Origin of the sequence: Methylomagnum ishizawai (genome assembly GCF_900155475.1) — a bacterium.
GTDB classification, from domain to species: Bacteria; Pseudomonadota; Gammaproteobacteria; order Methylococcales; family Methylococcaceae; genus Methylomagnum; species Methylomagnum ishizawai_A.
This window is the reverse complement of sequence record NZ_FXAM01000001.1, coordinates 3,912,699-3,926,329: the sequence shown is the minus strand read 5'-3', so window position 1 is coordinate 3,926,329 and position 13,631 is coordinate 3,912,699. Positions and strand designations below refer to the sequence as shown.

At 61.1% G+C, this 13,631-nt stretch carries 14 protein-coding genes; 5 read left to right on the top strand and 9 right to left on the bottom strand.

The features are described 5' to 3' along the window. Positions 1-26 precede the first annotated feature (26 nt). From B9N93_RS17545 to cydP, 9 genes are all read right to left on the bottom strand, one after another. Positions 27-485, bottom strand: a complete 459-nt coding sequence (locus B9N93_RS17545) for a phosphate-starvation-inducible protein PsiE (protein ID WP_085215531.1) — start codon at positions 483-485, stop codon at positions 27-29. A 181-nt stretch (positions 486-666) separates the two neighbouring features. Then, positions 667-1,041: a roadblock/LC7 domain-containing protein gene (locus tag B9N93_RS17540; RefSeq protein WP_085215530.1), complete on the bottom strand. Its 375-nt coding sequence runs from the start codon at positions 1,039-1,041 to the stop codon at positions 667-669. An 87-nt stretch (positions 1,042-1,128) separates the two neighbouring features. Further along, positions 1,129-1,464, bottom strand: coding sequence for a CZB domain-containing protein (locus B9N93_RS17535; RefSeq protein ID WP_085215529.1), 336 nt, complete (start codon positions 1,462-1,464; stop codon positions 1,129-1,131). Positions 1,465-1,630: 166 nt separating this feature from the next. Further along, on the bottom strand, positions 1,631-3,019 hold the full coding sequence (locus tag B9N93_RS17530; RefSeq protein ID WP_254899419.1) for a TolC family protein: 1,389 nt from the start codon (positions 3,017-3,019) through the stop codon (positions 1,631-1,633). A gap of 117 nt (positions 3,020-3,136) precedes the next feature. Further along, entirely contained in the window at positions 3,137-4,414 is a 1,278-nt protein-coding gene (locus B9N93_RS17525) for an NAD(P)/FAD-dependent oxidoreductase (protein ID WP_085215527.1), read from the bottom strand. A gap of 176 nt (positions 4,415-4,590) precedes the next feature. Beyond that, a complete protein-coding gene (gene cydX, locus B9N93_RS17520) occupies positions 4,591-4,734 on the bottom strand; it encodes a cytochrome bd-I oxidase subunit CydX (protein ID WP_085215526.1) in 144 nt (47 codons plus the stop codon). A gap of 12 nt (positions 4,735-4,746) precedes the next feature. Further along, positions 4,747-5,883, bottom strand: coding sequence for a cytochrome d ubiquinol oxidase subunit II (gene cydB / locus B9N93_RS17515; protein ID WP_085215525.1), 1,137 nt, complete (start codon positions 5,881-5,883; stop codon positions 4,747-4,749). Positions 5,884-5,893: 10 nt separating this feature from the next. Continuing rightward, a complete protein-coding gene (locus B9N93_RS17510) occupies positions 5,894-7,477 on the bottom strand; it encodes a cytochrome ubiquinol oxidase subunit I (RefSeq protein ID WP_085215524.1) in 1,584 nt (527 codons plus the stop codon). Then, entirely contained in the window at positions 7,464-7,670 is a 207-nt protein-coding gene (gene cydP / locus B9N93_RS24910) for a cytochrome oxidase putative small subunit CydP (RefSeq protein WP_125469045.1), read from the bottom strand. Before cydP ends, B9N93_RS17510 begins: the two co-directional genes overlap by 14 nt. A 569-nt stretch (positions 7,671-8,239) precedes the next feature. Between cydP and B9N93_RS17505 the strand changes: the two genes are divergently transcribed. The 5 genes from B9N93_RS17505 to B9N93_RS17485 all read left to right on the top strand — a co-directional run bounded on the left by B9N93_RS17505 (position 8,240) and on the right by B9N93_RS17485 (position 13,606). Beyond that, complete coding sequence (locus B9N93_RS17505; protein WP_125469044.1) at positions 8,240-8,656, top strand: tail fiber domain-containing protein; 417 nt, start codon at positions 8,240-8,242, stop codon at positions 8,654-8,656. Between the two features lie 321 nt (positions 8,657-8,977). Further along, positions 8,978-9,391 carry a tail fiber domain-containing protein gene (locus B9N93_RS17500; RefSeq protein WP_125469043.1) on the top strand — a complete coding sequence of 138 codons (414 nt, stop codon included), beginning with the start codon at positions 8,978-8,980 and terminating at the stop codon, positions 9,389-9,391. 184 nt (positions 9,392-9,575) lie between these two features. Further along, positions 9,576-10,214 (top strand): hypothetical protein, encoded by a 639-nt coding sequence (locus B9N93_RS17495; RefSeq protein ID WP_085215521.1) that lies wholly within the window; start codon positions 9,576-9,578, stop codon positions 10,212-10,214. A 6-nt stretch (positions 10,215-10,220) separates the two neighbouring features. Beyond that, a complete protein-coding gene (locus tag B9N93_RS17490) occupies positions 10,221-12,416 on the top strand; it encodes a PqqD family peptide modification chaperone (RefSeq protein WP_085215520.1) in 2,196 nt (731 codons plus the stop codon). Then, positions 12,413-13,606, top strand: coding sequence for a nucleotidyltransferase domain-containing protein (locus B9N93_RS17485; protein WP_085215519.1), 1,194 nt, complete (start codon positions 12,413-12,415; stop codon positions 13,604-13,606). The genes B9N93_RS17490 and B9N93_RS17485 overlap by 4 nt, the downstream gene beginning before the upstream one ends. The last annotated feature ends 25 nt before the right edge of the window (positions 13,607-13,631 follow it).

Sequence of the window (13,631 nt, the reverse complement as noted above, 5' to 3'; positions counted from 1 at the left end):
CGATGTTATCTATGGTCGTCGGGCGGTCAGTGTTGGCAATCCGGGAGCCTGGGGTTCGGGTGCGGTACGGGTTCGTCTTCCGGGCAGCCGTATTTCTTGCCGGTATACGACAGCACGAATACCGCCACGCTGAGCATGGCGATGGCCCCGGTGATGCCGAGCAATAGGTAAAGGTGGAATTCGTTGGAAACCATGCGCACGTCTATCACCAAGTGTCGCGACAGCGCGGTGATGGCGATATAGATCAGGAATTGCACGGGCAGGCGGCGGGTTTTGAAATAAATGCCGATCATCGCGCCCAATTCCAGATAGATGAACAGCAGGAGGATATCTTCCAAGGTGGCGTGCCCGGCAGCCATCATCTTGAGGTAATCATGCACGCCGGACCAAACGACGGTCGCACCGATGCCGAATAGCGCCGTGTAATGGAATAAATCGACCAGGATATCCCCGGTGCGCTCGATCAGTTGGAATTTGCCTTTCATCCGGTCATTCTCGTTTTGTGCGGCTTTCCATGTCGCGCCAGGGCATTTTCACCTTGCCGTAGGAGGGGCGCGTATCCCGTGCCCGCCGGGATGGCCCGGAAGCAGTGGGCATGGGTATATGCCCACCCGCCTATACCCAACTCCCGAATGTGCTAGGCGGCGCTTGGGGCGCGGTCCGGGTTCAGGCGGTGTCGGCCGCGTGTATCCGGTGGACCGCCCGGCCCATCTCGGCGAACACCGGTTCCAGCGCGGCCTCGGGCTTGGCCAGCGCGGTGAGGATCAAATCCTGGGCGGCAGGAACGGCCAAGAGGTAGCCCGACCGGCTTTTCACCATGATCCGCTCGAAGTCACCCCCGACGAAGCGCTCCATCGCCCGGTGCCCCAGGTGGAACAAAGCCGCGCTGAAGGCACTGATTTCGTCCTGGTCGAAATCCAGGGGTGGGGTGCCGGCCAGGGTGATCGCCAAGCCATCCTCCGAGACTATCGCCGAGGCGGCGATATCGGACGAGGCGGTATTGAGCTGGGACAGGATGTCCGAAAGCGGCTGGGTATGCATGGGGCTTGCTCCTAGGTGGCATGAAAAGGCGCGTATTGGCTTTGCGCGGCGGGCGGCGTGGTCCGCTCCAATCCTGTGGCTATGGTTTCAATCCTTCATTTTTTCCAGTTTGTCCAGCATATTGATGAGGCGGGACGAGTAATACCAAGCATCCTGTTGGGATTGTTCCATATTGGGGTCTTCGGGATGGATGTGCTGGGCGGATTCGTGGAATTTGGTATGGATTTTCTCCATTTCCTCTATCAAACTGCGCTTGGCTTCCGAGTACCTGTCTATGTTGGGTTTTATATCGTGGTAAAACATTTTTCCGAAAGCGCATTCCGTGGGTTTTTTATGGGTGAATACGGTGTTGTGCTTGATGCTCTTCTCCACGCTTTTGATATACAGGATGTGCTGGATCATATAGTCGGAAAAATTAGCCATGATTGTGCTTCACGTGGGTTTTTCCAGGGCATTTTCGCTGTGGATTCGCGCCCGGCTATCCCGGTGGACACGGAATGCGTGCCCACCCTACGAATAACGTGAAAATGCCCTTAGGTTGTTGTTATAGGGGTTTCATCGCCTTTCCCGGTGCCGCCGCCGCCCGCGATTAGCGCCAGTGTCCCAACGCCTTCCGCAATTGCGCCTCCGCCACCCGCGTTTCATAGCGGGCCAGGATGGCCCGCAAAGCCGCGTTGGCGTGGTCGGTTTCGGCTTCCAGATAACGGGTCACGGTGGCGGTGCCGCCCCGGTATTGCTCATGCACCAGGCGCAGGGCTTCCTCGGCGGAATCGGTCCCGGCTTCGGCCACTTTCAGGCGTTGCAGGGTTTCGTTCAGGGTCAGGTGGGCTTGGCGCACTTCGTCCTCGATTTCCAGGCGGGTGCGTTCCTGTATCGCCTGGGCTTCCACGATCCGCCGCTCCGCCGCCTGTATCCGCGCCGACACCGCCCCGCCCGAGAACACGTCCACTTCGGCGCTCAGGCCGATGCTGCCGTTGTCGTTGTTGAAGCTGAAATCGCCGGGGGAACGGCTGTTTTGGCCGTAGGAGGCGTAGGCATCGACGCGGGGCCGGTGGGCGCCCTGGGCGGCTTCCAATTCCTGTTCGCGCATTTGCACCTGCCGCGCCGCCGCTTGCATTTCGGGGCGTTGGTTCAGGGCTTCGTCCAGCAGTTTGCCGAAATCGGCTTCGGGCTTGGGCAAGCCTGGATCGATTTCGCGGAATTCCGGTATCTCGCCCGCGCCCAACAGGGTTTTCAGGGCCGAGCGCGAGAGTTCCATGGCGTTCTTGGCCTTGAGTTCGGATTCGTAAGCCTCGGTGGCCCTGACTTCCAGCGATAGCACATCGGCCTTGAGCGCCATGCCCTCGGCCACGCGGGCGCGGGTGTGTTCGAGCGCCTTGGCGACGGTCTCGACCGAGCGATGCGCCACTTCCGCCTGTTTGGGCGCGGACAGCACGGCGTAATAGGCCGCCGTCACCGCCGCCGCCAGCCGGTTGCGTAGGGCCGAGCGTTCCAGTTCGGCGGCTTCCACGCCCAGTTCGGCGGCCTTCTTGAGCGCGGTGTCCTGGCCGCCGCGGTACAGGTTCATGGCACCGACCACTTCCGGGCGGAAGTTCGAGACCCAGCCCGGTTGGTTGATATTCATGCCGAAATTGAACCGGCGCTGGGCCACGATGCTGGAAAAGGCCAGGGCCGGATTATTGGAGTATGAATATTCCATCCGCGCCGTGACCTTGGGGTAGAAGGCGGCTTCGGCTTCCAGCACATGCGCCTCGGCTTGGCCGATCCTGGCGGCGGCGGCGGCGAGGTCGGGGTTTTGGGCGAAGGCGAGATCAATGGCTTCGTCCAGCGTCAGGGCGCGGGCGTGACCGGTCCGGGGAGGCCGCTGCGGGGCTTCCGTTCCCGCCAGGGCCGGCAGCGCGGACACCAGCCACGGAATCAACAGGAATACCCGCCAGGTCATCGCGATATCCCTGTGCTTATTGTGATTGCCAGCCATAGCGGTGTTTGCTTGTTTAGCCAGGGTAGGGTGGGCACGTCTTCCGCACCCACCGGAATTGCCGCAAGGGCGGGCATGGGCGCCAGCCCACCCTATGGGCGCATCCGTTCGTAGGGTTCAGTGCGGCGACTTCAGGCGCATGATGCCGATGAACTTGAGCATGATCCGCTCGTAGAATGGTTCGCTGATGCCTTTCTTGATCTTGCGCATGAAATAGAACTCAAAGGCGATCTTCATCCAGTGGACCCACTTGCCTTTGCCGGCCCAGGTCACGTTGCGCGGCGGAATCTGCGGCTTGGCCAGGAAGGCCACGCCGCTATCGCCGAGGTCGGCCAGGCAGAGCGCGTTCCAGGTGCCTTTGTGGCTGGGGGCTTTGCCTTGCAGTTCGTCATAGATGTTATGGGCGGTCGCCGTCACCATGGACTCGATCATATAGCCGGTCTTGGGCGCGCCAGTCGGGACCGGGGTGGCTTCCACCGGCGGAATCGCCACGCATACGCCCACCGAATAGATGTTCTTGAAAGTGGGGTTGCGCTGGTATTCGTCGATCAGCACGAAACCGCGCGGATTCACCAATCCCTCCACCCCGAACACCGCGTCGATGCCCTTGAACGCCGGAATCATCATGGTGTGCTTGAACGGCAGTTCGTGTTTCTTTTTCTCCTGGCCGTTGTCATCGACTTCGGTGACGAACATCTTGCCGGGTTCGATCTTGTCCACCTTGGCGTTGGTGATCCATTTGATGTGGTGCTGGCGCAGCTCGCTTTCCAACATGCCCTTGGTGTCGCCGACGCCGCCTAGCCCTAAATGGCCGATATAGGGCTCGGAGGTCACAAAGGTGATTTGCACCTTGTCGCGGATTTGGCGCTTCCTGAGGTCGGAATTGGCGATGAACAGGTATTCATAGGCCGGGCCGAAACAGGACGCGCCCTGCATGGAACCGACGATGATGGGACCGGGGTCTTTGACGAAGCCGTCCCAGAAATGACCGGCTTCTTCGGCGTGGTCCACATGGCAGACCGATTGGGTATAGCCTTCCGGGCCGAAGCCGGGCACCGCCTCGAAATCCAGTTTGGGGCCGGTGGCGATGATGAGATAGTCGTAATTCACCGCAGCGCCGTCGGCCAGTTCCACCCGGTTTTCGCTGGGATGGACGCGGGTGGCTTTCTGCTGGATGAATTCGATATCGCGTTTCTTGAAGACCGGGGCCAGCGGAATCTTGATCTGGTCCGGGGTGCGCCACTTGACCCCGACCCACGGATTGGAAGGTACGAAATGGAAGGTGGGGCTGTCGGAAATCACCGTGACTTGGTGGTTTTTGCCCACCAGTTCCTTCATTTCCAAGGCCATGGGGACGCCGCCAATACCGGCGCCGAGTACTACGATGCGAGCCATAATCTACCTCTGTCGTGGTTGTCGGTAAGGAAAGGTGTCGCCGATTCATCCCTGGGCCGACGCGCCGCGCCGCAACCGCCGTGGGTCGCACGGTAGGTGGGGGCGCTTCATCCTGTTTGTTCGGAAAATCCCTGAAAACCCTGTGGTTATCGTTCAGGATAGCCGTTGTCGGTGGGTCATGTCCGGCGGCGCGGCACGCATTCCGGCTCGCCCTCGCCGCCGCAATGGTCCATATCGCATTCCGCTTCCAGCCACATGGCGTTGATGATGCCGAAGGCGCAGGCGAGACCGACGCCCAGAATCCAAGTGAAGTACCACATGCCGGTGTCCTCTCAATAAAGGGTGTGCTGGTCTTTCAGCACGGTTTCCGGGGTCACGCTGCCCCACAGCACCTTGTAGACCCAGCGGGTATAGGCCAGCACGATGGGTAAAAACACCACCGTGATCCAGAACGCCAGGGCCAGGGTGAACTGGCTGGAACTCGCGTCCCAAATGGTCAAGCTGTGGCTGGGGTGGGTGGTCGAGATCAGCAGGAACGGGAACAACCCGCAGCCCAGCGACAGCAAAATCCCGGCGATGCCCAGCCCGCTGAACAGGAAGGCGGCGGCGGAAGTGTGTTCCAGCGCCAAGCGCCACGCCGCGAACAAGGCACCGAAGCCCAACATCGGGGCCAGCAACATCCAGGGATGGGTGAAGAACTGGCCCATCCAGCCCGAATTCATGACCACGGTTTTATTCAGCGGATTGGACGGCCCGGCGGTCCCGGCGAACTGGGTGATTTCCGGCAGGCTCATGCCCAGCGCGGTCCATACGGTGATCAAGCCGACCACGCCCAACACCACCGGACCCAGCACCTTTACCACCGCCAAGGCGCGGAGATACAGCACGCCCTCGGTGCGCCACTTGAGATAGATCGCGCCATGGAACAGGCAGATCAACAGCGAGGCCACGCCGCACAGCAAGGCGAACGGATTCAGCAAGGCGAAGAAACTGCCGTCGTAGTAGGGCCGCAAATCCGGGTCGAAATGGAAGGGCAAGCCCTGCACCAGATTCCCGACCAACACGCCCAGGAGGATCGGCGGCACCGCCCCGCCGATGAACAAGCCCCAATCCCAGGCATTGCGCCAGACCGGGTTTTCCAGCTTGCTGCGGTAATCGAAACCGGCGGGCCGGAAGAACAAGGCGAACAACACCAGCAGCATCGCCACATACAGCCCCGAAAACAGGGTGGCATACACCGTCGGCCACACCGCGAACAAAGCGCCGCCCAGAAGGACCAGCCAAACCTGGTTGCCTTCCCAGGTGCCGCCCACGGTGTTGATGATGGCGCGGCGTTCCGGGTCGGTCTTGCCCAGGAAGGGCAGCAAGGCGCAGATGCCGAAATCGAAGCCCGAAGTCAGCACGAAGGCGATGATGACGACGCCGGTGAACAGCCACCAGATGAAGCGCAAGGTTTCATAGTCGAACATGGCGGAATCCTCAGTGGGCCAGGGGCGCGGCGTTGGCCGGAGCCTGCGCCTCGAAATGATATTTGCCGGTATGCAGGCTGCTCGGTCCCAGCCGGGCGTACTTGAACATCAGGTACAACTCGATCACCAGCAGGGTGGTATAGAAGAACAGGAAGCCCGCGATGCCGAACCAGAGTTGATCCGTGCCGATATTCGAGGCCGAGAGATGGGTCGGTAGCACGCCGGAGATGGTCCAGGGCTGGCGGCCATATTCCGCCACGAACCAGCCGGTTTCGGCGGCGATCCAGGGCAGGGGAATGCCCCACAGCGCCATCTTCAACAACCAGCGTTTTTGATCCGCCACCCGCGTCGCGCAGTAATAGAAGGCCGCGCCGAAGATGAACAACATCGTGAAGCCCGCCGCCACCATGATGCGGAAGGTCCAGAACAGCGGTGCCACCCTGGGAATCGTGTCGTTGGCGGCTTTTTGGATCATGTCTTCCGTGGCCTGGGCCGGGTTGTCGGTATAGCGCTTGAGCAACAGGCCATAACCCAGGTCCGCCTTGTGCTGGTCGAATGTGGCTTTCACGGCTGCGCTCTGATCGCCACCGCGCAGTTTCTGCAATTCGCCATAGGCGATCATGCCGCTACGGATGCGGGTGGCGCTGTCGGAGCGCAAATCCTTCAACCCTTTCACTTCCTCGTCGATGGAACGGGTCGCGATCAAGCCCAGCACGAAGGGAATTTTGATAGCGAAATGGGTTTGTTCCTGCGCCTGGTCCGGGAAGCCGATCACGGTGAAACTGGCGGGCGGTTGGTGGGTGTCCCATTCGGCCTCGATGGCGGCCAGCTTGATCTTCTGGGTTTCACCTTCGGTATAGCCGCTCTCGTCGCCCAGCACGATCACCGACAATACCGACGCCAGCCCGAATCCCGCCGCGATGGAAAAAGAACGGCGGGCGAAACCCAAATCCCGCCGTTGCAGCAAATACCAGGAGCTAATCCCCAGCACGAACATGGAGCCGGTCACATAACCCGCCGCCACGGTGTGGACGAATTTCACCTGGGCCACTGGGTTGAAGAACACCTCGGCGAACGAGGCCATTTCCATCCGCAGGGTTTCGTAGTTGAAGGTCGAACCCACCGGATACTGCATCCAGCCATTGGCGATCAGGATCCACAGCGCCGAGAGGCTGGTGCCGAACGCCACCAGCCAAGTCACGGCCAGATGCTGCACCTTGCTCAAGCGATCCCAGCCGAAGAAGAACAAGCCGACCAGGGTGGATTCCAGGAAGAAGGCCATCCAGCCTTCCGCGGCCAGGATCGGCCCGAAAATATCGCCGACATAATGCGAGTAATAAGCCCAGTTGGTGCCGAACTGGAATTCCAGGGTGATGCCGGTGGTGACGCCCATCGCGAAATTGATGGCGAACAGTTTGCCCCAAAACTTGGTCATGTCCTTGTAGACCGGCTTGCCGGTCATGACGTAGACCGATTCCATGATGGCGAGCAAAAAGCTCAGCCCCAACGTGAGGGGCACGAACAAGAAGTGATACATGGCGGTGAGGCCGAATTGCAGCCTCGACAGATTGACGATTTCTTCACCGGAAATCATGGGGGTTCTCCTGGTGTGGGGGGGAAAGGGGACCGGGTTGGAATAGGTCCGCCACATCGGGCTTGGCCGCTCCTGGCTGCGGCCTGAATACCGCCCACCACAGGGCCATGAGCAGCAAGACCTTGACGCCTAGAGCGTAGGCGATTTCCCGTCCCAGGCGGGGCCGCATCGTTTTTTTGTATGGGTTCGGCATGGCGCTATCTCTTGGGGATGACGGATCGCGGGTCTTGTGGCTGCCGTGGTCCCCTGAAAAAGCCATCCCTGGCTGAGAGGGGAATCATCGCGGCTTCGTGCCGCGAACAGGCGCGCCGATAAGTTTTGTTATCAGCACCTTCTAATATTACCAAGCACTGTGCCAAATCACTGGAAGCCGTATGGGGCTTGGGGATAGGGATGAAACGCTGGAGTGGTGGGCGGGATAAGCGGTGTTTCATGGTGTTTCTAATGAAATCCTGTGAAACGTTAGTGTGTTTCGTGAAACGGGGCTGGGCGGTGGCGCATCCGGTTCGGGCGCCATACGTGGCCGAGGGGGTCGACCACGCTATACCTATTCCGGTTGAGGGCGTGCATACAAAAAAGTTGCAAGACTACCCGCTGTAACTTGACATACCACCGAGCCCATGCCTAAGATTTCTAAAAAACGCTGAATTTAATCGATTTAATAGGCACCCTTGAATTTAGGATATTCTGGAAAAACGATTAAACCATGGTTTTATTAAGGTTTTTTCTCCCAGTAACCGTAACATAATATTTGTAGAATCTATGAGCAAGAGCGTATCAGATATACATCCGAATGAATCGGCTCTCGCTGATCATCCCGCCCCCCTCAGTGCGGAGGATCGGCGTGACTTCCTCAAGCGTGCTGGCCGCTACGCGGTGGGCGCACCGGCAGCCGTATTGCTGCTCCAAGCCGCGAGCATCCCTGCCAGGGCCGATGCCTACGGCCCGCCCGTGTCGACGACCCTCATTCCAGGGCCGAGCGACCGCCGCCTGAAGACCGACATCGTGCGCGAAGGCACATTGCCGAACGGTCTGGCGCTCTATTCGTTCCGCTATACCTGGAGCCAGCAGCGCTTCGTTGGTGTGATGGCGGATGAAGTCGAGGCCGTCAAGCCCCAGGCCGTGTCGATCCATCGGACCGGCTACAAGATGGTCGACTATTCGGCTGCACTCAACTGAGCAGTCAATCCAGCACTTGTCCCTGTTCGAAACCGCCCGCCCATGGCTGTTTGGCTGTGGGTCGGCGGTTATCTTCCGACGACAGGTTATGATTGCTACCCATTGGTTGTTCAGATTTCCGAGGTCATCTCTTTACAAAAAAATTGCAAGACCCCACGCCGTAACTTGACAAGCTGCCGAGCCCATGTCTTGGTTTTATAAGAGAACGTTGAATTTAATCGATTTAATAGGCACACTTTGCCGGGATACGGAAAAGCGATTAAATCAGCGCTTCCTTAACCTCTTTTTCCCCAGTAACCGCAACATAAGGTTTGTAGAACCATGAACCAGAACGTATCAGATATACATCCGAATGAATCGGCTCTCGCTGACCATCCAGCCCCCCTCAGTGCGGAGGATCGGCGTGACTTCCTCAAGCGTGCTGGCCGCTATGCGGTGGGCGCACCGGCAGCCGTATTGCTGCTCCAAGCCGCGAGCATCCCTGCCAGGGCCGATGCCTACGGCCCGCCCGTGTCGACGACCCTCAATGTACCGAGCGACCGCCGCCTGAAGGCCGACATCGTGCGCGAAGGCACGTTGCCGAACGGCGTGGCGCTCTACTCGTTCCGCTATACCTGGAGCCAGCAGCGCTTCGTGGGCGTGATGGCGGACGAGATCGAGGCCGTCAAGCCCCAGGCCGTGTCGATCCATCGGACCGGCTACAAGATGGTCGACTATTCGGCTGTGCTCAACTGAGCAGCCCATCCAAGCTCTCGTCCCCGCTCGAAACCGACCGACCGCGGCCCGACAGCCACGGTCGGTCGGTCATCTTCCGAAAGCACCTTATAATCGCTTCCGCTTGTTGGTAAGGTTACGCGCGGGTCGCGCCCTTCGCCTCCAGCAGCCTGTATCATCCATTCATTGCATCGCTTATTTTTTCATGAACCAGCCAGACCGGGTCCAGATGGACGGCTTTGGATTCTTCGATGTCGTTTATTATGTCCATCCCAACGCGCAAGCACAGATAGCGGCCAAGGTATGGGCGCGATTGGAGCGCTTGGGCATCGCCGGGCGGGTGGAGCCAATACCGGCCCTGTCGACGCCGGGCGATCCCCGCATCGGCGTCTTGCTATCGCATCGCCAAGCGGTACAGGCGGCCCACGACCGCGGGGCGCGTTGTGTGTTGGTGTTGAGCGGCGATGTGCATTTCCTCGACCGCACGCACGATATCTTGGCCCAGGCCACCGCCGAACTGGGACAACGTCCCTGGAACCTATGCTATCTCGGTGGATGGTGGCCCATCGTACCACCACCGGAGCCAGGCTGCCGCCACCTGGACCGGGCCAGGGACATCACCAACCCGCACGCCCTGGCCTACAGCCGCGACGTATATTCCAGCATCCTCGGTGATTGGCCCGCCGATGTGGGCGATGCCGAGGAGTGGCTAGCCCGCAATGGCGATATCGACCGTTACTTGGCCCGGATCGAGCGGTCGTTTGTCGTGCGGCCAGTGGTCACGACGGTGCCGGCCCTGCTGCCCTTCGAAGACGCTTCGGTCCAGACCCACTTCAAGCCCTGACTTGCAATGTCGTATCCACACCTCTTCGTTAATATCACCAGTTACCGCGACCGCGAATGCCAATGGACCGTGCGCGACCTATTCCTCAAGGCCAAGCACCCGGAACGGATATTCGTCGGCATCTGCTGGCAAACGATTCCCGAACTCGACGCGGACTGCTTCAGTATAGAGAGCAATCCCTCGCAAGTGCGTACGGTTCATTTCCATGTCGACGAGGCGGAGGGACTGGGGTGGGCCCGCCAGCAAGCGCAGAGCCTGTGGCGGGGTGAGCCGTATTGCCTACAGATCGATAGCCATATGCGCTTCGTCCAGGATTGGGATCAGGCGATGGTGGATATGCTCGCGGCCTGTGACTCGGATGAGCCGGTATTGACCGGCTATCCGCCGGGCTATATTCCGCCCGACCGGCTGATCGAGCGCGAGCGGGCCACGGTCCAATACATCAAGGGTTTCATGCCCAACGGCCTGCTCGAATTGTCCTGTGCCGAGCCGCCGCCCGACGTGGTGGTCGAACGGCCCATGCCGACGGCGGCCTGCGCCGGCGGTTTCATTTTCGGGCCTTCGCGCATCTTGTGGGACGTGCCGGCCGACCCGGAAATCTATTTCAACGGTGAGGAGCAGAATCTGGCCGTCCGGCTCTGGACCGCGGGCTTCGACCTGTTTTCGCCTTCGCGCACGCTCATTTACCACTATTACGGACGCAAAGAGAGCGCGCGCCATTGGAACGACGCGGCCGCGTGGAGCGAGCGCCATCGACACACGCTGCGGCGTATGCGGGCCTTGTGCCATCCCGCGGCGAGTACGCCTGGGGAAGTGGCGGCGCTCGGACGATACGGTCTCGGCTCACGCCGCAGCTTGGCCGATTACCAAGCCTTCAGCGGTGTTGACTTCGCCGGGCGCACCATCGCCGATTATGCGCGGGTGTTTCCCTTCGTCCGCCGGGCGGCGGACAACCCGTCGGCCACCTTGCCCGCCGAAGACCTGATGCCGGTAGCGCACACCCATTTCTTCGTGCTTGGCGACGATGGGCTGTTGTTCTATGAGCGGGCTGGCGAGTTCTATCAGCTCAACGACTCCGCCGCGTTTGTCTGGTGTGCCCGGCAGGAAGGGTATTCCTGGTCGCGCATCGCCGACGAGCAAGCCGCCGCGCGTCAGGTGCCGCCGGAAACCGCGATCCGGGAGATCGCGGACCTGGCCGCGCACTGGCTGGGCCAGGGCTTGCTCCGCCGGGCCGGTGAAAACCCGGCCCCCGTGCCGGGGTCGCGCCGCCGCGGACCCTGCTTCGATGGCGATCATTTCGACTTCGTCTCGCATACCTACGAACTGCTCGGATTGCGGATGCGGGTCCGCTACGGCGACCGCGAACTCGAACAACGCATCCACCCGGTACTGGCACATCTGCGGGTGGAGGCCACCGGATCGGCCATGGAGACCTACACCGTGGCCCGCATCCTCGATCACGTGTATCTTTTCCATGGCGAGAAAATGCTGCATTGCGGCGAGAACCCCGCCGCGCTCGCGCCCCCGCTGAAATTCCAATTGTTCGACCGCGCCATCGGACGGCAGGACTTCAGGGTGCAAATCCACGCGGGCGCGGTCGAGTGCCACGCTTGCCTAGTGCTGCTGCCGGGCCAGGCAGGCAATGGCAAGACGATGCTGACCGCGCGACTGGTGGCGGCTGGCGGCACTTATTTCTCCGACGAAGTCGTCCTGTTCGAACGTGGTCGCCGTGCAATCAGGCCGCTGCCGACCAGTTTGTGCGTCAAATCCAAGGGACTCGCCCTGCTTGAACCGTATTTTCCGGGTTTGGCCGAATTGCCCGTGCATATCCGCGAAGATGGCCTTGAAGTGCGGTATCTGCCACCGCCGCCCGCGAGCCTGCCGCCGCCGGGCCACAGCGCGGAGGCCAGATTGTTGGTGTTCCGGCGTTATGTGGCCGGCGCTCCGCAATCGTTGCGCAAGCTGTCGTCCGCCGAGGCGTTCGGCTTGCTCATGCAGAACTGTGTCGCGATCCCGCAGCCGCTCGAACTGCTGGATGCGATGGCTCTGGTGGGATTGATCAAGCGCCTCGACTGTTATGAACTGACCGGCAGCGATCTCGACCAAGAGGCCGAAACCGTGCTGAACCTGTGCCGCGATATCGGCGGCGGTGCGGCTGTCGCTGAAAGCCCCGGCACCATTGCCCCGGCCCCGTTCCTTTGAATACCCAGCCCGACTTCTCGCTCCTGCTCGAAACCGCCCGCCCGCAACTGTCCGGCCACGGGGAGCGCTTGTTGTCCGGGGCGGGTTCGGGCTATTCGGAATCCGACTGGGCTTGGCTGATACGCCAAGCCCTTGATCACGGCACCGCCGGTCTCTTATGCCACCATATGGCGGCGCTCGGGGCGGCCTCCGGGGACATGGCTGCGGCTTGCCAAACCTATCTCGAAACCTGCGCGGCCTCGTTCGCCTCCGGCTTGGGGGAATTACGCGAATTGCTCGACAAGCTTGAAGTGGCCGGTGTCGATGCGATGCCGATCAAAGGGCCGGGGCTCGCCTGCCGGGTCTATGCCAATCCTGAGTTACGCCGTTTCCGCGATCTCGACCTGTTGATCCGCCCCGCGCACCGGGACGCCGCCTTGACCGTGCTCGCGGCGCTCGGGTATCGCGGCACCCTGGAAGACCTGCCGCCCAGCCGCCTGCGCGATTACCATGAGTACAACGGCCAGGACATTTTGTTCGCCCCCGACCGCACCCCGCTTGAACCCCACTGGGCCTTGGCACCCTGGACCTTTTGCGCCGGGATCGATGTGGATGCGTTGTTCGCCCGGACGGTCGAATTCGAAGCGCCGGGGCTGGGCCGGGTACGGGGGCTGTCGCCCGAGGACACGCTGCTCGTGGCCGCGGTGCATGGCTCGAAGGAGGAGTGGTCGCGGCTGATCTGGCTGAGCGACATCGCGGCTATTTTTGCCGCTTGGCCGATGCTCGATGCGCGGTTGGCGCTGGAACGTGCGACCGCCTGCGGTTGCCGACGCATGCTGCTGCTGGCGGTGCTGCTGGCCCAGAGGCTGGTCGGTGCCGAGGTGCCTATCCACCTCGTCGAGCAAGCGCTGGCCGACCCGGCGATCCCCGGCCTGGCGGCGCACGTCGAGCGCAACCTGCCGCTTTCCCAAGGCGAAACCCGCGACGTGTTCCGGCTAACCCGTTTCCGCTGGCGCGTGCGCGAGCGCGTCGCCGACCGTATACGCTACGGCCTACGTACGCTATTGACCCCGCGTGTGCCGCATTTCCGCATGCTGGCCCTGCCTGATCGGCTAGCTTTTCTTTATCCCGTCGCCCGTATCGTTATAGATGTGATCATCCTGCCTATCTGGCGTATTTGGAAGCGGATAAGGCGGGTGGATTGTCCATAGGCAGGTTGTCGCGTGCAGGAATCGA

Bases quoted from the DNA above. Each gene is read 5' to 3' on its own strand.
- cydB (WP_085215525.1), bottom strand. From the start codon at position 5,883: ATGTTCGACTATGAAACCTTGCGCTTCATCTGGTGGCTGTTCACCGGC.
- B9N93_RS17540 (WP_085215530.1), bottom strand. From the start codon at position 1,041: ATGCATACCCAGCCGCTTTCGGACATCCTGTCCCAGCTCAATACCGCC.
- B9N93_RS17490 (WP_085215520.1), top strand. From the start codon at position 10,221: ATGTCGTATCCACACCTCTTCGTTAATATCACCAGTTACCGCGACCGC.
- B9N93_RS17535 (WP_085215529.1), bottom strand. From the start codon at position 1,464: ATGGCTAATTTTTCCGACTATATGATCCAGCACATCCTGTATATCAAA.
- B9N93_RS17505 (WP_125469044.1), top strand. From the start codon at position 8,240: ATGAGCAAGAGCGTATCAGATATACATCCGAATGAATCGGCTCTCGCT.
- B9N93_RS17500 (WP_125469043.1), top strand. From the start codon at position 8,978: ATGAACCAGAACGTATCAGATATACATCCGAATGAATCGGCTCTCGCT.
- B9N93_RS17525 (WP_085215527.1), bottom strand. From the start codon at position 4,414: ATGGCTCGCATCGTAGTACTCGGCGCCGGTATTGGCGGCGTCCCCATG.
- B9N93_RS17530 (WP_254899419.1), bottom strand. From the start codon at position 3,019: ATGGCTGGCAATCACAATAAGCACAGGGATATCGCGATGACCTGGCGG.
- cydP (WP_125469045.1), bottom strand. From the start codon at position 7,670: ATGCCGAACCCATACAAAAAAACGATGCGGCCCCGCCTGGGACGGGAA.
- cydX (WP_085215526.1), bottom strand. From the start codon at position 4,734: ATGTGGTACTTCACTTGGATTCTGGGCGTCGGTCTCGCCTGCGCCTTC.
- B9N93_RS17510 (WP_085215524.1), bottom strand. From the start codon at position 7,477: ATGATTTCCGGTGAAGAAATCGTCAATCTGTCGAGGCTGCAATTCGGC.
- B9N93_RS17495 (WP_085215521.1), top strand. From the start codon at position 9,576: ATGAACCAGCCAGACCGGGTCCAGATGGACGGCTTTGGATTCTTCGAT.
- B9N93_RS17545 (WP_085215531.1), bottom strand. From the start codon at position 485: ATGAAAGGCAAATTCCAACTGATCGAGCGCACCGGGGATATCCTGGTC.